The organism is Streptomyces sp. NPDC027672 (genome assembly GCF_055566335.1).
In genome coordinates this window covers 690,166-709,183 of sequence record NZ_JBVHSO010000003.1, presented here as the reverse complement: position 1 = coordinate 709,183, position 19,018 = coordinate 690,166, and the positions used below count along the sequence as shown (strand labels likewise).

Genomic DNA, 19,018 nt, shown 5'->3' with positions numbered 1-19,018 from the left:
CGGGCGGTCGGGCGGTCGGGCGGTCGGGCGGTCGGGCGGTCGGGCGGTCGGGCGGTCGGGCGGTCGGGCGGTCGGGCGGTCGGGCGGTCGGGCGGTCGGGCGGTCGAGGTCAGGGTGGCGGGCCGTCGAGGCCCACGACCAGGACGGCGGCGTCGTCGTCGTGGCCGACGCTCTCGGCACCCTTGATCACGGCCGCCGCGAGCGCGTGGGCCTCCAGTCCGGCGACGGCGGCGATGCCCGCGAGCCGCACCACCTGGTCGAGGCCGTCCTCGATGTTCAGCGACGGGCCCTCCACGACACCGTCGGTGAGCAGCACGAACACCCCACCGGTGGTGAGCCGGTGCCGGGTGACCGGGAACGCGAAGCCCCGTTCGATCCCGAGCGGCGGCCCGCCCTCGTCGTCGACGACCCCGGACTTCCCGTCCGCCGTGGCCCACACGAAGGGGATGTGACCGGCCCGGGCGCTCTCCAGCACTCCGGTGGCCGGGTCGAGCCGCATGAAAATGCAGGTGGCGAACAGCTCGCTGCCCAGGGAGAGCAGCAGGTCGTTGGTGCGGGCGAGCAGCTCGCCCGGGTCGCCGGTGACCGAGGCGAGCGCCCGCAGTCCGGCCCTGACCTGGCCCATGAAGGCGGCGGCCTCGATGTTGTGTCCCTGTACGTCGCCGATGGACAGCGCGATCCGGCCGTCGGGCATGGTGAAGGCGTCGTACCAGTCGCCGCCCACGTTGAGGCCGAGGTTGGCGGGCGTGTACCGCACCGCCACGTGCAGGCCGGGGGCGCTGGGCAGGTCCCGCGGGAGCATGCCGCGCTGCAACGCGAGGGCCAGCTCGACCTGGCTGCGCTGCACCTCCGCGCGCTGGCGCGCCTGGGCGGTGAGCGAGCCCAGCCGGGCCAGCAGCTCGTCGCCTTCGTCCGTGGGGCGCTTGCGGGGCATCGATCACTTCCGGCGGGGCGGTGGCTCGCGGCGGGCCGGTCGCCTGAATGTTCAGCAAACGCCTCGATTTTACCTTTATAGGGTGATCAGCGGATCTCGGAGTCGATCCCGGTGATCACCGCGGGCCCCAGCGGCGCGCTCCGGTCGTCCAGTCCCGCGTCGCGCAGCGCGGAGTCCGCGAGCCTGCGGGCCTCCTCCTCGGCGTGCGGCCCGGTGTCGGCGTCGACGGTCAGGCGCAGGGTGAAGGTGTTGTCGTCGTTGACACTGAGCGCGTCCAGATCCTCGGCGCTGCCCATCCGGGTGCCGTGCGGATCGGCGGGCCGCAGCGCCCGGGCCAGCCGGGTACGGGTGTCGGCCTCGATCCCGCCGGTGAAGGTGCCGGGCACGCTGATCACATAGGTCGTCATGAGACGGTCCTTTCCTCGGGCGTCCCCTCGTCTACCCCGATTCCCCGTCTTCGCACGGCCCCGCTTCGTCACGGCCGCCGTCCCGCGGTTCGCGCCGGCTCCGTACGACCGTGCGCCGTCGCCCGGACGGCGCACGTGCCCGTGTCGGCTCCGGGGCCGGACGGGGCGGAAGTGGCACATTACGGGTGCGGCGCCGGTCCCCCGCTCCCCTGGCTCCGGCCGGCGCTTCGCACAGCCCTGTCCGCCGTCACCCTGTGCGCCCGTCTCCCCGTCCGCCACCCGCCTCATCCACCCGTCTCCGCGTCCACCTGTCTCCGTATCCGTCCCCTCCCCACCCGCCCCTCTCCGTATCCGAAGGACATGCCCATGCGCCTGCGTCGTCCGCTCGCCGCCGTGCTCGGCGGCCTCGCTCTTCTCCTGACCACCACCACGGGTTCCGCGTACGCCGCCGACGGCACGTTCGTCTGGATCGGGCCCAAGGGCAAGGCGTACGCCCTGGAGAACCCGCCGGACCACAAGTGCCTCGACATGGCCCAGGAGGCGCGCGGCGCCCGTAACGGGACCAAGAAGCCGCTCGTCGTCTACACGAAGAAGAAGTGCAAGGGATCGGCGCGGCGGCTGGCTCCCGGCCGGTCGGCGCCGAGCGGCGCCCGCTTCGCGAGCGTGGTCTTCAACCCGCGCTGACCGTCCCGGCCGAGATCCGGGTTCCCCACCCGCCGATCGCCCGCCACCCGGGAAAACCGGGTGGCGGGCGATCGGGTCCGCGCGTTAGCGTGCCGGGCATGTCCAGCCCCGAGGCGTCCAGACGCTAGCCACCGGCCGTCCGGTGGCTGCTGCGCCGTACGCACGCGGGTGCGTACGCCACCACCGGGCTGCCGTCCCGCGGGTTCCGGACCGGCACGCACCTCTTCCCTTCCGTGCCTCCACCCTGTCCGTGTGACGCGCCGCCCCCGTCCGGGCGGCGGTGCCGGCCGGACCCGTGCGCTCGCTTCCCGTACGCGACACGGTGTGTGGAGTCTGGATGCCTTTCGCTCTCTATCTGCTCGGGCTGGCGGTCTTCGCCCAGGGCACGTCCGAATTCATGCTGGCCGGCCTGGTGCCGGACATCGCCCGGGACCTCGGGGTCCCGGTTTCCACAGCGGGGACGCTCACCTCCGCCTTCGCCGTCGGCATGGTGGTGGGCGCGCCGCTGACGGCGCTGCTCGCCCGGCGCCGGCCGGGCCGGCGGTCGCTGCTGGTGTTCCTCGGTGTGTTCCTGGTGGTGCATGTCGCCGGGGCGCTGACCGCCGACTTCTCCGTCCTGCTGGTGACCCGGGTGCTCGCGGCCCTGGCCAACGCCGGTTTCCTGGCCGTCGCCCTGTCGGCGGCGGCCGGCATGGTGGCGCCGGACGCCAAGGGCCGGGCCACCGCCGTGCTGCTCGGCGGCACCACGCTCGCCTGTGTGGCGGGCGTGCCGGCGGGTGCCGTCCTGGGGCACCTGCTCGGCTGGCGCGCGGCGTTCTGGGCGGTGGCCCTGGTGTCCGCGCCGGCGCTCGCCGCGATCGCCCGGTCGGTGCCGGGCGGTCCGGCGGCCGAGGGTCCGGGGCCGCGCGCCGCCCGGGAACTGCGGGCGCTGCGCCGCCCCCGGCTGCTGTCGGTGCTCTGCCTGGCCGCACTGGTCAACGGCGCCACCTTCTGTACGTTCACCTACCTGGCGCCGCTGGTCACGGAGGTGGGCGGGCTCGGCGCCGGATGGGTGCCGGCCGTGCTGGCCCTGTTCGGCGCGGGCGCGTTCGCCGGGGTGACGGCGGCGGGCCGGCTGGCGGACCGCGTCCGGGCCACGGCGCTCCGGGCCGGCCGGGAGCGCGGCCGGCCGGCGGATCGCGTGGCGCGGTCGGTGCTGCCGGCCGCCGGGGCCGCGCTGCTCGCCGGCTGGGCCGCGCTGGCCCTGGCCGCCGGGGAGCCGGCCGTGGCCGTCGCCCTGGTGCCGGTGCTGGGTCTGCTGGCCTTCGGTGTCGGCTCGACGCTGGTCATGCGGGTGCTGTACGAGGCGGTGGACGCGCCGGTTCTCGGCGGCGCGTTCGCGACGGCGGCGCTGAACGTGGGTGCCGCGCTCGGACCGCTCCTGGGCGGTGCCGCGCTCGACGGCGGGTTCGGCCTCCGCTCCCCGGTGTGGATCAGCGCGCTGCTGATGGCCGTCGCGGGTCTGGTCGCCCGCTGCCGGACGCGCCGGCCGGCCCGGCTCGCGTGAGCACGGCGGTGGCTCACAGCGGGGAGTGGGACACCGCCGTCACATAGGCGCCGAACAACAGCGAGACGAGGACGAGGGCGCCGTAGACGACCAGCGCCCGGGCCCGGTGCGGCCGCCAGGCGCGGACGAGCGCGCGGGCCATCGGGATGAGCAGCGGGAAGGCCGGCAGCAGGAACCGCGGCTTGGAGGAGAAGGAGCCCGAGCCCCCGACCACCAGCAGGACCAGGACACCGGAGAAGACCAGCAGGGCCAGCGGGACGCGTTCCAGGCACAGCAGCGCGAAGAGCAGCAGGCCGGCCGCGACGATGAGCAGGGCCGCCGGGTAGACGACGTTCCCGCCGTGCAGGAGCAGGCCCTTGAGGAACCGGAGCGAGCCGGCGCCGAGGTCGAAGCGGGAGTCCCAGGCGCTCTGGACCGTGAAGTAGCCGTTGAGGACGTCGCCCGTCCGCGCGCCCACCCACAGCACATAGCCGAGCCAGCCCAGCGGGGCCACGACGGCGCCGGCCCACAGCCGTGCCGGGACCCGGCCGCGCCCGCGCCACGCCTCGTACCCGGCGGCGGCGCAGACGGCGGCCGCCACGGCGCAGCCGGTGGGCCGGGTCAGGCCCGCCGCCGCGGCCAGCGTCCCGGCCCACAGCCAGCGGCCGGTGAGCACGCAGTACAGCGACCAGGCGGCGAGCGCGGCGAACAGCGACTCGGTGTAGGCGACGGTGAGTTCGACCGCCTGCGGTACGGCGGCCCACAGGGCGACCAGCGCGGTGGCGACCGCCCGCCCGTACAGGTGGCGGCCGACGCGGTGGACGCCGTACGCGGCGACGCCCGCGGCCGTCCAGGCGAGGAGCAGCGCGGCCTGGCCCGGGGTGAGCGGCAGGGCGGTGGTCAGGACGCGGATCAGCGCCGGGTAGAGCGGGAAGAACGCCCAGTCGGTCTGGACGGTGCCCTGCGGGCTGATCCAGATGAGGTGGCCGTAGCCGTGTGCGGCGATGTGCAGGTACCAGCGCGAGTCCCAGGAGTGGGCGAGGCCGCGCACCAGCGGCTTGTCCGCGAGGGCGTTGGTGAGGACGACCGCGAGGAGTCCCGCGAGCCGGACGGCCGCGAACAGGGCGAGGGCCGGCAGGGCGTCCCGCGGCGCCCCGGTGCCGGGCGGCCGGACGCGCAGCGGGGGTCCGGCGGGAGCGGCCGGCCGGGACCGGGCGAGGGAGCGGATGCGCACGTACCCGACCTTGGGCACGGCCGGACGGGCACGCAATCGCCGACCCGGGTTTCGCGTCCGCTTCCACCCTGATTCAGGAACGCGGGGGACCGTTCGCGTACGCCGGAGGGGGGCCACGACCCCGCCAAAACAGTGTGGTTATCATATGAGCGCTGCCTAGCTCGAAAGATGGATCTGTGACTGTCAACGACGACTCGTTCACCAATTGGAAGATCCGCGAGGAGATCGCGGAGTCGATGATCCCGCTCATCGGGAAGCTGCACCGCGAGCGGGACGTGACCGTCCTGCTGCACAGCCGCTCCCTGGTGAACAAGTCGGTGGTCAGCATCCTCAAGACGCACCGCTTCGCCCGGCAGATCGCCGGCGCCGAGCTGTCCGTCACCGAGACCATGCCCTTCCTCCAGGCCCTGGCCGCCCTCGACGTCGGGCCCTCCCAGATCGACCTCGGCATGCTGGCCACCCTGTACAAGGCCGACGACCGCGGCCTGAGCGTGGCGGAGTTCACCGCCGAGGCGGTCGCCGGCGCCACCGGCCCGGACCGGATCGAGCGCCGCGAGCCGCGCGACGTCGTCCTCTACGGTTTCGGCCGCATCGGCCGCCTCGTCGCCCGGCTGCTGATCGAGAAGGCCGGCTCCGGCAACGGCCTGCGGCTGCGCGCCATCGTGGTGCGCGGCGGCGGCGCGCAGGACATCGTCAAGCGCGCCTCGCTGCTGCGCCGCGACTCCATCCACGGTCAGTTCCAGGGCACCATCACCGTGGACGAGGACAACAGCACGATCGTCGCCAACGGCAACGCGATCAAGGTCATTCACGCCGACGACCCGGCGTCCGTGGACTACACCGCGTACGGCATCCGGGACGCCATCCTCATCGACAACACCGGCAGGTGGCGCGACCGCGAGGGCCTCTCCCAGCACCTGCGCCCGGGCATCGGGAAGGTCGTGCTGACCGCGCCGGGCAAGGGCGACGTCCCGAACATCGTGCACGGCGTCAACCACGACACGATCAAGCCGGACGAGCGGATCCTGTCCTGCGCCTCCTGCACCACCAACGCGATCGTCCCGCCGCTGAAGGCGATGGACGACCAGTACGGCGTGCTGCGCGGCCATGTGGAGACCGTCCACTCGTTCACCAACGACCAGAACCTGCTGGACAATTACCACAAGTCCGACCGCCGTGGCCGCTCCGCGGCGCTCAACATGGTCATCACCGAGACCGGTGCCGCCTCCGCGGTCGCCAAGGCGCTGCCCGACCTCAAGGCGAAGATCAGCGGCAGCTCGATCCGGGTGCCGGTGCCGGACGTCTCGATCGCGATCCTCAACCTCCAGCTGGCCCGCGAGGCCACCCGCGAGGAGGTCCACGACTACCTGCGCGAGGTGTCGCTGACCTCGCCGCTCAAGCGCCAGATCGACTTCATCACGGCGCCCGACGCGGTCTCCAGCGACTTCATCGGCTCGCGCCACGCCTCGATCGTGGACGCCGGCGCGCTCAAGGTCGACGGCGACAACGCGATCCTCTACCTGTGGTACGACAACGAGTTCGGCTACTCCTGCCAGGTGGTCCGGGTCGTCCAGCACGTGTCGGGCGTGGAGTACCCGACGTTCCCGGTCCCGGCGGTCTGACCGCGCGGGCCCGGGTACGGGCAGGGCCGCCGGCCGGGGTTCCGGCCGGCGGCCGTCCGCGCCGGCGCGCGTGCGGTCAGACCGCGGCGGGCCGGGCGCAGCCGCCCGCGGCGCACGCCGTGAGCCACTGGTCGAAGTCGGCGTCGTAACGGGTGCCGATGCCGTCGTGGTACACGGCGTAGCCGCCGGTGTAGTCACCGGTGCGGAAGCGGGCGAGCATGCGCCGTACGTCGTCGGGGTGCCGTTCGGACATGTAGCGCACGGCGAGGTAGCCCCAGGGGTAGGTGCGGGTCACGTCGCTGTTGTCGTAGGTGCTCTCGAACAGGGTGCTCAGCCGGTACGTGTGCCGGCCGGCCTCCCGGACCGCCTGGTCGTAGCCGAGGCCGCGGTAGCCGTAGGAGACGTACTCGGCGACGCCCTCGATCCACCACACGTCCGGCACCGAGATCTGCCGGCCGAAGTCGCCCGCCAGGTCGTCGCGGGCGTCCAGGAAGTGCGTGTACTCGTGGTTGAGGTTCCAGATCCGGGCCGGGAAGCCGTCGTCGCCGTCCTTCTGGTACATGACCGACATCGGCTGGTTGGCGGGGTCCGAGGGGTCGCCGCCCAGCGTCATGCCGCCGTTGTCGGTGCCGATGCCGTACATCGCGCCGGCGTAGGTCTGGTAGTCGGCGCGGCCGGCGAAGACCACCAGCCGCAGGGTGGAGGCGTACTGGCCGGGTATCGGGCCGGCGGCGCCCACCGCCGAGCGGAAGTAGGCGTCCTGGCGGAGCACGCTCGCGCAGGCGGCGTCCAGGTCGGCGGCGGTCAGCGCCTGGGCGCGGACGGTGATGTGCGCGTCGCAGTGGCGCGTGACGGGCAGGACGGCCCGGTCGAGTCTGGCCGGCAGGTCGCAGACGTCGTAGTACGCGCAGCCGGCGGTGTCGTACGCGGCGGTCTGGGCGGCCACCGCCACCCACAGCCCGGCCGTCGGGCCGGTGATCGCGGTGTGCTCCAGCAGGTCCTTGGCCAACGGCCGTACCGTTTCCCGCAGTTCCGGGTGCCCGACGTGACGGGCCAGGGTCGTCCCGGCGTTGGAGTCCAGGAAGCCCCGGCCGGTGCCGAGCAGGCCGGTGTGGGCCAGCGCGAAGTCGTGCAGGGTGCCGAGGATCCGCGGGTCGGCCTGGACGGCCCGCACGTACGCCGGGTTCCAGTTGCCGCGCCACAGCGGGGTGTGGACGTCGTTGACGGCCCTGACCATGCTGTCGACGGTGTCGTAGGAGCTGTCGTAGTCGTCCAGCAGCCGCCGGTAGACGTCGAGATAGCGGTCCTGCCGGTCGGCGCTGTCGGTGAGGATCACGCTCTCGCCGAGGATGTCGCCGTTGGCGGCCGTGACGTCACGGGAGTGCGGGCGGGCGAAGAAGGCGTCCAGGCCGCTCGTGACGGCGCCGGTGAGCCGGGAGGTGTACGTGCCCACGTCCGCCGGGTGGTTGAACTGAACGTAGTATCCGGCGCGCAGGAACAGGACCAGTTGCAGCAGGCTGCCGGAGTTGTCGCCGCGGTACTGCCCGGCGGTGTCGCGGAACGCGTGCGCCACCGTCAGCATCTGGGCCTGTCGGAAGACGGCCCCCGCGTCGGCACCGTTGACCGCGAACAGGGTGTCGACGCAGTCCGGGGTGGCCGCCTCGACGTAGGCGACGAGCGCGGAACCGGTGCGGCTGCCGAAGTCGGCCGGCACGCAGGAGGCGGCCCGCGCGGCGGGACCGGCCGTCCGGCGCAACTCGCCGTGCAGCGGCGGGAGCTGGGCCGGACTGAGCGGCCTGTCCTGGGTCGCGGGACGCTCGGCCGCCGTAGCGGTGGACGCGGCGGCTGGTGACGGCACCGGGAGGCGGGCGGCGGCGGGGGCCGGCACGGGGAGGCGTGCGGCGGCCGGGGACGGGTGCGGCCGGGGTGCCGCCGGCGCGGGCGTGGACAGCAGACCGGTCAGGACGGCGCAGACGGCGGCGACACCGGCGACACGGCCGGCCCTGCCTCTCGGCGCGCGCCGGTGCGGCGCGAAGCGGTAGCGCATCGGGATTCCTCCACGAACGGGTGCGCCTCTGTGGGGTGTCGAGGCGTGGGAGGACTGTCTCAGCGTGCCGCCCGTCCAACAATGGTGTGTGACATAGCACATGACACCGGTCGCCCATAACACCGGCTGCCAGGGTGTCTCCGGTCCTGCCGGGGCGGAGGGACGTGACACATGCCCCGCCCCGGCAGGACCGGGGTGTCAGCCGGCTAGCCGCGCCACGGCCCGGTCACCGCGAACGTGGTGCCGGGCGTATAGCAGTTGACGAACATCGTCTCCCCGTCCGGGGCGAAGGTGACCCCGGCGAACTCGCCCCACGCCGGCTTGTCCGCCGTGCCGATGTTCTGCCGGCCCCGGGCCATCGCGTAGACCTCGCCCGTGCGGGTCAGCCCGAAGACGTGCTGCGCGCCGTCGCCGTCCTCGCAGACCATCAGACCGCCGCTGGGCGCGAGGCAGATGTTGTCCGGGGACTCGCCGGGCAGCCGGACGTCGGTGTCCGGGCCGAACACGACGACCAGGGTCAGCCGGCGGCGTCCCGGGTCGTAGCGCCAGATCTGGCCGTAGTGGTCGGCCCCGGAGCCGTCGGCGCTGCGCGCGAAGGACGACACGAAGTACACGCTGCCGCCGCCCCAGTAGCAGCCCTCCAGCTTCTGCGCGTGGGTGATGCCCCGCGGGCCGTAGTCCTGCAGCCGGGTGGGGGTGGCGGCGGCCAGCGGATCGGGTACGTCGACCCACTCGACGCCGTCGAACCGGGCCCCGGTCTCCTGGATCGTCGACAGGTCCGGCACGCCGGGCACCCGCATCGCCTGGAGCCGGCCGCCCGCGCGCAGCGAACCGACGCCGCCGAGCGGCTTGGCGGGCAGGAAGCGGTAGAAGAGCCCGAAGGGCTTGACGAAGGCGTCCTCCGTCTCGTAGACGACGCCGTGGCGCGGGTCGATCGCGATCGCCTCGTGCGGGAAGCGGCCCATCGCGGTCAGCGGGACCGCGCCGGTGCGGTGCGGATCGGTGGGGTGGACCTCGAAGATGAAGCCGTGGTCCTTGGTGTAGCCGTTGGTGCCCGCGGTGTCCTCGGTCTCCTCGCAGGTCAGCCAGGTGCCCCAGGGAGTCGGGCCGCCGGCGCAGTTGACGGCCGTACCGGCGATGGCGACCCGTTCGGAGAGCACGTGGTGGTGCCGGTCGAGCGTCAGGGCCGTGCAGCCGCCCTTGCCCGCCGGGTCGTAGGTGAGGCCCTCGACGGTCGGGACCGCGACCTGTGCGGTCACCCGGTTCTCGTGGTTGCGGACGAGGTGGGTACGGCCCCCTCGGCCGGCGAAGGCGGCCATGCCGTCGTGGTGGGAGGGCACCGGGCCCTCGCCCGAGCGGAGCTGGTCGCCCTCGCGGGAGAGCACGGTGTAGCGGAAACCTTTCGGCAGGTCGAGCAGGCCGTGCGGATCGGGAACGAGCGGGCCGTAGCCGGTGTGGCCCGCGCTCTGGGCGGCGGCGGTGCCGGCGAAGACCTCGGACAGGGCCCCGGTGAAGGCGATGCCCGCTCCCAGGGCACCCGCTGCGGACAGGACCTGACGGCGTGTTGCAGACATGGGACGGTGACCTTCCTGCTGGCGGACAGGAACTGTGACCCCGCCGTGTCTATCACCTGCTGCGGGCCGCGGGAACCACGCCGACCGCACGTGTCACCCCGCGCCGGAAAGGCGTCCGCGCGCACCGGACCCGGCGGTGCCGCGCCCGTGTGGCGCGGATGCGACGGCCCGGCACCGCGGGACGCTGTGTCCGCCGGCCGGCGGACACAGCGCCGCGAACGGGTCCGGCGGCCGTGCTACGTCCCGGCGGCGCTCCAGGTCCGCGAGGCCCAGGTGCGCAGGTGCGGGGCCTGCGCGACGAGGTCGCGGTAGGCGTCCGTGGCGGACCGCACCACCGTCTCCACGAGGTCGTCGGCGACGGTGTCCGGCCGCCAGGCCAGCACATAGCGGCACCACAGCGGGGAGCCCGCCAGTGGCTTGACCACGACGTGCGGGGTCGGCCGCAGCGTCGGCTGCACGAGGGACACCCCGAGACCGTCGGCGATCATGCTCTGCAACTGGGTCTGGTCGCCGAGCCACTCGTGCACGGTGCGCGGCGCGAACCCGGCCGCCGCGCAGGCGTCGTAGAACACGCCCGGCCAGCCGGCACCGTCGTCCGGGGTCACGAACCAAGCGTCCTCGGCGAGGTCGGCGAGCTGCACCTGCGGGCTCTGCCGCAGCCGGTGCCGGGCGGGCAGGGCGACGAAGGTGGGCTCGGTCACGATCCCGCGGTGCCGTACGGCGGCCGAGTGCCGCAGCTCCTTGCCCGGGTAGTCGGCGGCGATGGCCGCGTCCACCGCGCCCTCCTCCAGCAGTTCCACGATCCGCGAGGAGGCGTAGACGCTGGTGACCGCCACCGTCAGCTCCGGCAGGCGGGCGCGGACCCGGGAGAGGGTGCCGGACAGCACGGGCGAGTTGGTCGCGGCCAGCCGCAGGGTACGGCGCGAGCGCGCGGCGGCCGGGCGGTGCCCGATCGCGGCGGCCCGCGCGAGGACGTCCCGGGCCTGCTCGACGACCTCGGCACCGTACCGGGTGGGCCGCACGCCGCTCGGCCCGCGCTCGAAGAGCGGCTCGCCGAAATGGCGTTCGATGCGGCGGAGCTGGGTGCTCACGGCGGGCTGCGAGTAGCCCAGCTGAGCGGCGGCGCGGCCGACACCGCCCGCGTCGGCGATCGCGCACAGCACCCGCAGATGCCGCAGCTCCAGCTCCATCGGTCCACTCCCGCTCGCTCCTGCGGCGCCGCCCCGGTCCCACGGCACCGCCCGGTCCTACGGCACCGCTCGTCCCCGGGGCCGCGCTCCTTCCCGGGCCGTCACCCGTTCCCAGGGCCCGTCCGGCGTCCCGGTCCGGTGCCGGGCGGGCCCGGCGCGGCGCCGGTTCCACCGGTACGGCGGGCACCGCCCGCGCCGGCCGTGGCCGCGACCGGCGGACCGAAGCGTTCCACGGCGTCCCGCACGGCACAAGTCGCAGGTCCGCCAGGGCACGCGCCCGGCTGGGCGGGTGCGGGACCGGGCCATGTGCCGGCGCCCCCGCTGTTCGGGGGTATGGCGCGTACGGGACCGGTCCATGGGCCGGTGCCCCCGCTGTTCGGGGGTACGGCGCGTACGGGACCGGCCCATATGCCGGCGCCCCCGCCCTTCGCGGGTACGGCGCGGCCGGGCGCGTGCGGGACAGCGCGCCGGTCTTGATGGCGTGGGCGCGGAGGGCACGGCCTGGCGGGGCGCATGCGGGACGAGCGGAGGGGCGTGGGGCGCGCGAAGGGGCGTGCGGGACGCGCGCAGGCGATGCGGGGCAAGCGGAAGGACGCGCTGCGAGACGCACGCGGGCGCTGCGGGGCGAGCGGAAGGACGCTGCGAGACGCGCGCAGGCGCTGCGGGGCGAGCGGAAGGACGCGCTGTGAGACACACGCGGGCGCTGCGAGACGCGCAGAGGCGCGCGCGGGACGAGCAGAAGGGAGCGTGGAGCGAGCGGAAGGACGCGCGGGACGTGCGCGGGCGCGTGCGGGACGAGCTGTGTGCGGGGCGGTGCCAGTTGCGTGCCGGGCGCGGGCCGGTGCCGACTGCGTGCCGGGCGCGGGGCGGTGTCGGCTGCGTGCGGGACGCGGGCGGTGCGGCGTCGAAGTCGGAGGGCGCGGCGAGCGAGCAGCATCGCTCCCCGCACCCCCCGGCTCAGCCGCGTCCCAGTATCTCCACCACCCGCATGAACCCGTCCGTGCCGTGGCCGAGGCCGATGACGCGGCGGGCCAGGCCCTCCACCGACCGCATCACGCCCGCGTCGATGCCGTGGGACTCGGATACGTCGACGACGTGGGCCATGGTGGAGGCGGCCGAGGTGATGGGGTTGATCTCACCGGAGTAGGTGCCGCTGTCGGTGTCCCGCGCGAACTCCTCGAACAGCGGCGGCAGGATCGCGGCGATGCCCTGGGCGAAGGGTGCCAGTTCCCCGGCGGTGACGCCCTCCGCCCGGGCGATCGCCACGGCGTGGGCGTAGCCCGCCATCGCGGTCCAGAAGAGGTCGAGCAGCGCGAGGTCGAAGGTGGCGGCGCGGCCGATCTCCTCGCCCAGGTGGGTGTGTGTCCCGCCGAGCAGTTCCAGCACCGGCCGGTGCCGGTCGTAGAGGTCGCGCGGACCGCTGTGCAGGAACACGGCCTCCGGTGTGCCGATGCTGGGGGCCGGCGTCATGATCGCGCCGTCCAGATAGCCGATGCCGTGCGCCGCCGCCCACCGGGCGGTGTCCCGGGCGCGTTCCGGGGTGTCCGCGGTCAGACTGACGACGGTACGGCCCGCCAGTGCGCGGGCGACGTCGTCACGGCGCAGGATCGCGTCGACGGCGTGGTGGTTGACCACGCAGACGACGGTCAAGTCCGAGGCGGCGACGGCCTCTTCGGCCGTCGCGGCTCCGTGCGCGCCCCGCTCGGTCAGTTCCCGGTCCCTGCCGGGTGTGCGGTTCCAGACCGTGGTCCGCAGGCCCGCGCCGAGGAAGGCACCGGCCAACGAGCGGCCCATGGGGCCGAGTCCGAGCGCGGTGACGGCAGGAAGATCCGTGGTGGTGGACATGTTGCAACTCCCGTACGTGTGAAGTGTGCTGACGGCCGGATCGGCCGTGATGATGTGAAGAGGAAGCCGATGACGCGCAGCCGTGCCCAGGACCCGAACGTCTGCGGAGTGACCGCCGCGATCGCCGTGATCGACGGCAAGTGGAAGACGTCCCTGTTGTGGCTGCTGGAGTCCGGCCCGCACCGGCCCGGCGAACTGCGGCGCAGCCTGGCCGGGTTGAGCGAGAAGGTGCTGACCCAGGCGCTGCGCGAGATGGAACAGGACGGCCTGGTGCACCGGGAGGTGCACGAGGTGCTGCCGCCGAAGACCGTGTACTCGCTGACCGCGTTCGGCCGTGAGCTGGCCGGGGCGCTGGGTCCCCTGGCCGAGTGGGGCCACCGCCGTCTGGACCTGCTCCGCGCGAGCGGAGCGGCGTCCTGACGCGCCGCGGCGGTCACCTCCTGTTCGTGCTCCGGCAGCCCCTGACCTCGTGAAACAGCCTCTCCCGGGCGGATGCGGGCTGCCAAGTACCCACAAAAAAGTGGGTGTCGGACCCCCGCCGGCCGTCCGCGATGCCACCGGAGGCTGCCCCTGAGCCTCCACGGCAGACTGTCCCTAAACCTTTATGGCGTTTGCCTAAAACCTATAGGAAGTCGCATACTCCTCTTGGACGAGAGGGGAAACGACGATGGCGCGTGCCGGACTGACCACCGAACGCCTGGTCCAGGCCGGGGCGGAACTGGCCGACGAGGTCGGCTTCGACCAGGTGACGGTCTCCGCGCTGGCCCGGCGGTTCGACGTCAAGGCCGCGAGCCTGTACTCGCACCTGCGCAACTCCCAGGACCTGAAGACGCGGATCGCGCTGCTCGCGCTGGAGGAGCTGGCCGGCCGGGCCGCCGAGGCGCTCGCGGGCCGGTCCGGCAAGGACGCCCTCGCCGCGTTCGCGCAGGTCTACCGGGAGTACGCCCAGGCCCACCCCGGCCGCTACGCCGCGGCCCGCCACCCGCTGGACTCCGCGACGGCGGCCGGCAGCGCCGGCGTCCGCATCGCGCAGCTGACCCGGGCCGTCCTGCGCGGCTACGACCTGTCCGAGCCGGACCAGACCCACGCCGTACGCCTCCTCGGCAGCGTCTTCCACGGCTACCTCAGCCTGGAGGCGGCCGGCGGCTTCAGCCACAGCGCGCCCGCTTCCGAGGAGTCGTGGACACGGATCCTGGACGCCCTCGACTCCCTGCTGCGCACCTGGCCCGCCCGCCCCTGACCTCCCGAGAACCGCAGGCAGACACCATGCACACCATCCCCCTCACCGCCGACCTGCTCCGCGGCGCCCTCGACCTGGAGCGCACCGCGCGCGGCCTGCTGCCGCACCGGCTGCCCGCCCGGGCCCGCGCCCAGAACACCGACCCGCAGCTGAGCATGGCGGAGTCCCAGCCCTCCGGCGTACGGCTGGCCTTGCGCACCCGCGCCACCGCCGTCGAGCTGGACACCCTGCCGACCAAGCGCGTCTACCCCGGCACACCGCCGCGCCCGGACGGTCTGTACGACCTGGTGGTGGACGGCCGCCCGGCCGGCAGCGCCCGCCTGACCGAGGGCGACACCCTCACCGTCGACCTGGCCACCGGCACCGTCGAGCACCGGCCCGGCCCGGTCGGCACCGTGCGCTTCGCCGGGCTGCCGGACACCGTCAAGGACGTGGAGATCTGGCTGCCGCACAACGAGACGACGGAACTCGTCGCGCTGCGCGCCGACGCCCCCGTCGAGCCCGTACCGGCGACGGGCCGCCGGGTGTGGCTGCACCACGGCAGTTCGCTCAGCCACGGTTCCGACGCGGTGAGCCCCACCGCCACCTGGCCCGCGCTCGCCGCGTTCCTGGGCGGAGCGGAACTGATCAACCTCGGGCTGGGCGGCGGCGCGCTGCTCGACCCGTTCACCGCCCGGGCGCTCCGCGACACGCCCGCCGACCTGGTCAGCGTCAAGCTGGGCCTCAACGTGGTCAACACCGACCTGATGCGGCTGCGTGCCTTCGGGCCGGCCGTGCACGGCTTCCTCGACACCATCCGCGAGGGCCACCCCGACGTCCCGCTGCTCGTCGTCTCGCCGGTCCTGTGCCCGATGCACGAGGACACCCCCGGGCCGACCCTCATGGACCTGTCGGCGCTCGGCGAGGGGCGCGTGGCCTTCCGGGCCGCCGGCGATCCCGCCGAGCGGGCGGCCGGGAAACTCACGCTGGAGGCCGTCCGGGAGGAGCTGGCCCGGATCGTGCGCGAACGGGCGGCTTACGACCCGGCCCTGCACTACCTCGACGGCCGGGACCTGTACGGCGAGGCCGACTTCGCCGAACTGCCGCTGCCCGACGGCCTCCACCCGGACACCGCCGGCCACCGCCGGATCGGCGAACGGTTCGCGCAGCTGGCGTTCGCCCCGGGCGGCCCCTTCGCGCCCGCGCCGGCTGACCGCGCCCACTGACCGGACCGGCCGACCGCGCCGGCCGACCGGGCGGGCGGCTCACTCCAGGTGGGCGAAGACGACCAGGTTGTCGGTGTAGTCCCGCACCGTGTGGTCGTAGTCCCCGGCGCAGGTGATGAGCCGGACCTCGGGGCGGTCGGCGTCCGCGTACACCCGCTCGCTGGGGAAGTCGTCCTTCGCGAAGGTGTCGGCGTCGTCCACGACGAAGTCCGCGGTGCGCCCGTCGGCCCGCTCCACGGAGAACCGGTCACCGGGCTCCAGCCGGTCCAGGTAGGCGAAGACGGCCGCCGAGGTCGCCGTGTCGACGTGCCCGGCGATGATCGCGGTGCCCTTCTCGCCGGGCGAGACGCCTCCGGAGTACCAGCCGACGAGGTTGGTGTCGGCCGCGGGCGGAGGCTGGAGCTGGCCCGAGTCGGCCAGGGTCAGCGTGGTGAAGGGCGCGTCCACGGAGATCTTCGGGATGCGCAGGCGGGTCGGCGCGGACCGGGGCAGTGCCTCGCCGGGCTGCCGGGGACCGGCCGACACGGCGGCGCCGGAGCCTGCGCCCGGCGGCCTGGGCGGCCCGGACGCGTCGTCCGGGTGGTGGTGGCCGCCGAACAGGCTGACGGCGAAGAAGGCCACCGCCACGCCCCACAGCGTCAGCCGCCCGCCGGCAGCGGGCTGCCGGTCGTCCGGCGCCGGTACCGGCGCCACGGAGGTCGAGGAGGATTCTGCTGCCATCGGACACCACCTCACTCGGGTACGGCAGCGCGGGGATCGGGGCGGGGAGGGGACGGGTGGGAGAGACGGGTGGCGGAAGGGCGGCACGGGGACCAGGAGGGAGGAGCCGGGCCGGGTGTGACCTTGGCGGAAAGCCGGTGCCGGGACAGAGGGATCGATGGCCTGGGCGGGATACGGCAGGCACGGCGGCCTTCTCGCGGCGCGCGGCGTGACGGCCCGGGCGTGGCACGGCGGGCGACGGCTTCTCGCGCACGGGCGGGGCGGCCCGGGCACTCAGCGAAACCCGGAGCACCGAACCCGGAACCCGAAGCCCGGAACAGCCGCCTGGGCACGGCCAGACAGGAGCGGCCCGAGCACGGCGCCGGGTGGGGCCGGCGTCCGGAGCGGCAGCCGGGACGCGGCGCGGGCAGGCGACAACCTGCCGGCGACGCCGAGCGGCAGCCCGGAGCCGGAAGCCCGCGGCCGGGGCCCGGGAACGCGCAGGCTGAGCGCGGCGGGGGGAGCCGCCGCCTGGGCTCGGAGCCCGCAGCGGTGACCTGAGCGGGGCGCGGAAGCCGCAAGCCCGAAGCCCCGAGTGGCAACCGGGGCATGGCACGGGAAGCCGCGGAGCCGGACCGGCGTCCGCGAGGGCCCGGAGCCGGGAGTCCCCGGAGCCCCGTGCCCGGAGCGGCGGGGTGCGCGCGGCACGGGGAGTCCTCGTCTCGGCCCGGGGCCGGGGTCGGGCGGCCGGGGCGGCGCAGGGGGCGCGGGCCGCCGGCACCTGTGGTGCGCCGGCGGTGTCCGCAGCCCCTGGCGCCCTGCGGCCGTCACGACGCCGGTGTGGCGGCCTTCTTGCGACGCAGCGCGTACGCGCCGGTGGCGGCTACGCCCAGCACGGCGAGACCGCCCGCGGTGACACCGGGCGAGGCGAGCGCGCCGCCGCCGGTGTGCATGCCACCGCGCGGCTTGTCGTGCTCGTCGTCGCCCCACTCGCTCTTGCCGCCCTTGCCGCCGCCCTTCTCTCCCTTCTCCTCGCCGCCGTCGTCCCCGCCGCCCTTGCCGCGGTAGCCCTCGGAGTCGGACCCGCTGTCCTCACCCGAGCCCCAGCCGCCGCGCACCGCCGCGAGTGCGCCGCCGCCCGTGTGCACGCCGCCGCGCGGGCCGTCGTGCTCGCCACCGCCGCCGCGCTTGTTGCCCTGATCGTCGTCGCTGTCTTCGTCGTCGCCGGAGCCGCCGCCGCGCTTGTTGCCGCGGTCGCTGTCGTCGTTGTCGCCCTTGTTGCCGCGGTCGCTGTCCTCGTCGCCGGAGCCGCCACCGCTCTTGTTGCCGCGGTCGCTGTCGTCGTTGTTGCCGCTGTCGCTGCCGGAGCCGTCGTCGCTGTCACGGCCGGAGTCGCTGTCGTGCTCCTTGCTGTACGAGGAGTCGTCACGATCGCTGACATGACCGGCCGGAACGGCGAACGCGGCCCCGGGCGTCGCGAAGCCGAGGGCGGCCGTGACGGCCGCCGTCGCCAGGAGCATGCGGGCAGAGCGCATAGTGATGTCCTTCCGCCGTGACCGGGCAGCGGATACCGCATCAGCTGGAAGGACCCGGTCTCGACATGAACCACCGTCAGCGAGGCCACCGGCTCCCACCATCCGGGCCGTCCAGCCGTGTCAGCACGCCACCCGTCTGCCCCAGCGCGCCCGCTCGTGAGCCCCTCGTCCGGGCCAGTCGCCGCCGCGGCCGTACGCCTGCGCCGTGAGCGGAGCGCCGGACGGCCCGGCCCCCTTGTTATGACCGCCGTCATAAAGCAGGCTGGTGCCCACAGCACGGCAGGACGAGGCGGCGGGAGGAAACAGTGGCGGACGCGATGGCCCGGGCCCTGTGGGAGCGGTACGAGCCGGTGCACGACCTCGTGTACTTCGCACCGGAGGCGCACCAGGCGGCGGACTCGCTCGGGATGCGCGGGTACTGGATGGGCTACTTCGCGCTGCGCGCCGCCCCGCTCGGCCCGGTGCCGCCGTCCGTGGTGACGAGCTGCTTCTACGTCTTCCACCCCTCGCGCGTGGCCCGGGCGCTGCCGGACGCCTGGTCGTACGCGTCCCCCGAGGACGTGGTGGCGGCCCGGCTGGAGGCGATGGACGCGGCGCTGACCCGGCTGCTCGGGGCGGACACCACCGGCACCGCCGCGTTCACGGAGGCCGCCGACCTGGCCTGGGAGGCGGCCGCCGCGGCGGACACCACGGGCAGGATGCTGGGCGCCGCGAACCAGGCGCTGCCACGTCCGGACCGCCCGGCCGCCCGGCTCTGGCAGGCGCTGACGACCCTGCGCGAGCACCGGGGCGACTCCCATATGGCGGCCCTGGTCACCCTGGGTCTCGGGCCCGTCGAGGCGATGCTGCTCAAGGCGGCGGCCGGCGAGTCCGACGAGGACTTCCTGCGCGAGTCCCGGAAGTGGCCGGAGCCGGACTGGGCGGCGGCCGTGGCGCGGCTGCGGGCGGACGGGCGGCTCGCGGCGGACGGTTCGCTCACGCCGGCGGGCGCGGCGCTGCGCGCGGAGGCCGAGGCGCTGACCGACGCGGCGGCCGAGCGGCCGTGGACCGTGCTGGGCGCGGAGCGCGCCGGCCGTCTGGCCGCGCTGCTGGAGCCGCTGGCCCGCGCGGTGGAGGAGTCCGGTCTGCTGCCGCCCGGGAATCCGGTGGGACTGAGCCGGAACACGGAATCCGCCGGGCGCTGAGGGCGCCCGCCGGGCCACGGCCGTACCGGGCCGGGGCCCGGGTTTCGTCCGGAATCAGTCGTATCTTTCGTTGAACCACCCGGCGAGGAGCCC

The 19,018-nt window shown here is 74.6% G+C and carries 16 protein-coding genes; 7 read left to right on the top strand and 9 right to left on the bottom strand.

The window, feature by feature from the left end; all coding sequences use genetic code 11:
* Nucleotides 1–109: 109 nt before the first annotated feature.
* Nucleotides 110–934 (bottom strand): PP2C family protein-serine/threonine phosphatase, encoded by an 825-nt coding sequence (locus ACZ4SV_RS11215; RefSeq protein WP_365883886.1) that lies wholly within the window; start codon nucleotides 932–934, stop codon nucleotides 110–112.
* 86 nt (nucleotides 935–1,020) lie between these two features.
* Nucleotides 1,021–1,341, bottom strand: a complete 321-nt coding sequence (locus tag ACZ4SV_RS11210; protein ID WP_365883887.1) for a hypothetical protein — start codon at nucleotides 1,339–1,341, stop codon at nucleotides 1,021–1,023.
* A gap of 366 nt (nucleotides 1,342–1,707) precedes the next feature.
* Here ACZ4SV_RS11210 and ACZ4SV_RS11205 point away from each other — a divergent pair, with 366 nt between their 5' ends.
* The gene (locus tag ACZ4SV_RS11205; RefSeq protein WP_365883888.1) at nucleotides 1,708–2,025 is read left to right on the top strand and encodes a hypothetical protein; all 318 of its coding nucleotides are present in this window, start codon (nucleotides 1,708–1,710) and stop codon (nucleotides 2,023–2,025) included.
* A 337-nt stretch (nucleotides 2,026–2,362) separates the two neighbouring features.
* Nucleotides 2,363–3,571 carry an MFS transporter gene (locus ACZ4SV_RS11200; RefSeq protein WP_468003344.1) on the top strand — a complete coding sequence of 403 codons (1,209 nt, stop codon included), beginning with the start codon at nucleotides 2,363–2,365 and terminating at the stop codon, nucleotides 3,569–3,571.
* Between the two features lie 13 nt (nucleotides 3,572–3,584).
* Here the strand turns inward: ACZ4SV_RS11200 and ACZ4SV_RS11195 are convergent, their stop codons facing one another.
* Nucleotides 3,585–4,778, bottom strand: coding sequence for a hypothetical protein (locus ACZ4SV_RS11195; protein ID WP_468003408.1), 1,194 nt, complete (start codon nucleotides 4,776–4,778; stop codon nucleotides 3,585–3,587).
* Nucleotides 4,779–4,960: 182 nt separating this feature from the next.
* Here ACZ4SV_RS11195 and ACZ4SV_RS11190 point away from each other — a divergent pair, with 182 nt between their 5' ends.
* The gene (locus ACZ4SV_RS11190) at nucleotides 4,961–6,406 is read left to right on the top strand and encodes a glyceraldehyde-3-phosphate dehydrogenase (RefSeq protein WP_468003342.1); all 1,446 of its coding nucleotides are present in this window, start codon (nucleotides 4,961–4,963) and stop codon (nucleotides 6,404–6,406) included.
* Nucleotides 6,407–6,482: 76 nt separating this feature from the next.
* Here the strand turns inward: ACZ4SV_RS11190 and ACZ4SV_RS11185 are convergent, their stop codons facing one another.
* From ACZ4SV_RS11185 to ACZ4SV_RS11170, 4 genes are all read right to left on the bottom strand, one after another.
* Entirely contained in the window at nucleotides 6,483–8,453 is a 1,971-nt protein-coding gene (locus ACZ4SV_RS11185) for a collagenase (RefSeq protein WP_468003340.1), read from the bottom strand.
* Between the two features lie 206 nt (nucleotides 8,454–8,659).
* Entirely contained in the window at nucleotides 8,660–10,027 is a 1,368-nt protein-coding gene (locus ACZ4SV_RS11180) for an alkaline phosphatase PhoX (protein WP_365942307.1), read from the bottom strand.
* A 236-nt stretch (nucleotides 10,028–10,263) separates the two neighbouring features.
* The gene (locus tag ACZ4SV_RS11175) at nucleotides 10,264–11,217 is read right to left on the bottom strand and encodes a LysR family transcriptional regulator (protein ID WP_468003338.1); all 954 of its coding nucleotides are present in this window, start codon (nucleotides 11,215–11,217) and stop codon (nucleotides 10,264–10,266) included.
* A gap of 957 nt (nucleotides 11,218–12,174) precedes the next feature.
* Nucleotides 12,175–13,062: an NAD(P)-dependent oxidoreductase gene (locus ACZ4SV_RS11170; protein ID WP_468003336.1), complete on the bottom strand. Its 888-nt coding sequence runs from the start codon at nucleotides 13,060–13,062 to the stop codon at nucleotides 12,175–12,177.
* 69 nt (nucleotides 13,063–13,131) lie between these two features.
* On the opposite strand from ACZ4SV_RS11170, the gene ACZ4SV_RS11165 reads away from it, so the two are divergent.
* From ACZ4SV_RS11165 to ACZ4SV_RS11155, 3 genes are all read left to right on the top strand, one after another.
* The gene (locus tag ACZ4SV_RS11165) at nucleotides 13,132–13,482 is read left to right on the top strand and encodes a winged helix-turn-helix transcriptional regulator (RefSeq protein ID WP_468003334.1); all 351 of its coding nucleotides are present in this window, start codon (nucleotides 13,132–13,134) and stop codon (nucleotides 13,480–13,482) included.
* A gap of 247 nt (nucleotides 13,483–13,729) precedes the next feature.
* Nucleotides 13,730–14,302 (top strand): TetR/AcrR family transcriptional regulator, encoded by a 573-nt coding sequence (locus ACZ4SV_RS11160; RefSeq protein WP_397942185.1) that lies wholly within the window; start codon nucleotides 13,730–13,732, stop codon nucleotides 14,300–14,302.
* A gap of 26 nt (nucleotides 14,303–14,328) precedes the next feature.
* A complete protein-coding gene (locus ACZ4SV_RS11155) occupies nucleotides 14,329–15,507 on the top strand; it encodes a GDSL-type esterase/lipase family protein (RefSeq protein WP_468003332.1) in 1,179 nt (392 codons plus the stop codon).
* Nucleotides 15,508–15,546: 39 nt separating this feature from the next.
* Here ACZ4SV_RS11155 and ACZ4SV_RS11150 read toward each other — a convergent pair whose 3' ends face one another.
* Together ACZ4SV_RS11150 and ACZ4SV_RS11145 are read right to left on the bottom strand one after the other, a co-directional pair.
* The gene (locus ACZ4SV_RS11150; RefSeq protein ID WP_397942189.1) at nucleotides 15,547–16,227 is read right to left on the bottom strand and encodes a class F sortase; all 681 of its coding nucleotides are present in this window, start codon (nucleotides 16,225–16,227) and stop codon (nucleotides 15,547–15,549) included.
* A gap of 806 nt (nucleotides 16,228–17,033) precedes the next feature.
* Complete coding sequence (locus tag ACZ4SV_RS11145) at nucleotides 17,034–17,741, bottom strand: hypothetical protein (RefSeq protein ID WP_468003330.1); 708 nt, start codon at nucleotides 17,739–17,741, stop codon at nucleotides 17,034–17,036.
* Between the two features lie 305 nt (nucleotides 17,742–18,046).
* On the opposite strand from ACZ4SV_RS11145, the gene ACZ4SV_RS11140 reads away from it, so the two are divergent.
* A complete protein-coding gene (locus ACZ4SV_RS11140) occupies nucleotides 18,047–18,925 on the top strand; it encodes an SCO6745 family protein (protein WP_468003328.1) in 879 nt (292 codons plus the stop codon).
* Nucleotides 18,926–19,018 lie beyond the last annotated feature (93 nt).

Excerpts from the sequence above, each read along its gene's own strand:
- ACZ4SV_RS11185 (WP_468003340.1), bottom strand. The coding sequence starts at position 8,453 with ATGCGCTACCGCTTCGCGCCGCACCGGCGCGCGCCGAGAGGCAGGGCC.
- ACZ4SV_RS11155 (WP_468003332.1), top strand. The coding sequence starts at position 14,329 with ATGCACACCATCCCCCTCACCGCCGACCTGCTCCGCGGCGCCCTCGAC.
- ACZ4SV_RS11150 (WP_397942189.1), bottom strand. The coding sequence starts at position 16,227 with ATGGCAGCAGAATCCTCCTCGACCTCCGTGGCGCCGGTACCGGCGCCG.
- ACZ4SV_RS11180 (WP_365942307.1), bottom strand. The coding sequence starts at position 10,027 with ATGTCTGCAACACGCCGTCAGGTCCTGTCCGCAGCGGGTGCCCTGGGA.
- ACZ4SV_RS11175 (WP_468003338.1), bottom strand. The coding sequence starts at position 11,217 with ATGGAGCTGGAGCTGCGGCATCTGCGGGTGCTGTGCGCGATCGCCGAC.
- ACZ4SV_RS11200 (WP_468003344.1), top strand. The coding sequence starts at position 2,363 with ATGCCTTTCGCTCTCTATCTGCTCGGGCTGGCGGTCTTCGCCCAGGGC.
- ACZ4SV_RS11170 (WP_468003336.1), bottom strand. The coding sequence starts at position 13,062 with ATGTCCACCACCACGGATCTTCCTGCCGTCACCGCGCTCGGACTCGGC.
- ACZ4SV_RS11210 (WP_365883887.1), bottom strand. The coding sequence starts at position 1,341 with ATGACGACCTATGTGATCAGCGTGCCCGGCACCTTCACCGGCGGGATC.
- ACZ4SV_RS11160 (WP_397942185.1), top strand. The coding sequence starts at position 13,730 with ATGGCGCGTGCCGGACTGACCACCGAACGCCTGGTCCAGGCCGGGGCG.
- ACZ4SV_RS11145 (WP_468003330.1), bottom strand. The coding sequence starts at position 17,741 with ATGCGCTCTGCCCGCATGCTCCTGGCGACGGCGGCCGTCACGGCCGCC.
- ACZ4SV_RS11215 (WP_365883886.1), bottom strand. The coding sequence starts at position 934 with ATGCCCCGCAAGCGCCCCACGGACGAAGGCGACGAGCTGCTGGCCCGG.
- ACZ4SV_RS11165 (WP_468003334.1), top strand. The coding sequence starts at position 13,132 with ATGACGCGCAGCCGTGCCCAGGACCCGAACGTCTGCGGAGTGACCGCC.
- ACZ4SV_RS11205 (WP_365883888.1), top strand. The coding sequence starts at position 1,708 with ATGCGCCTGCGTCGTCCGCTCGCCGCCGTGCTCGGCGGCCTCGCTCTT.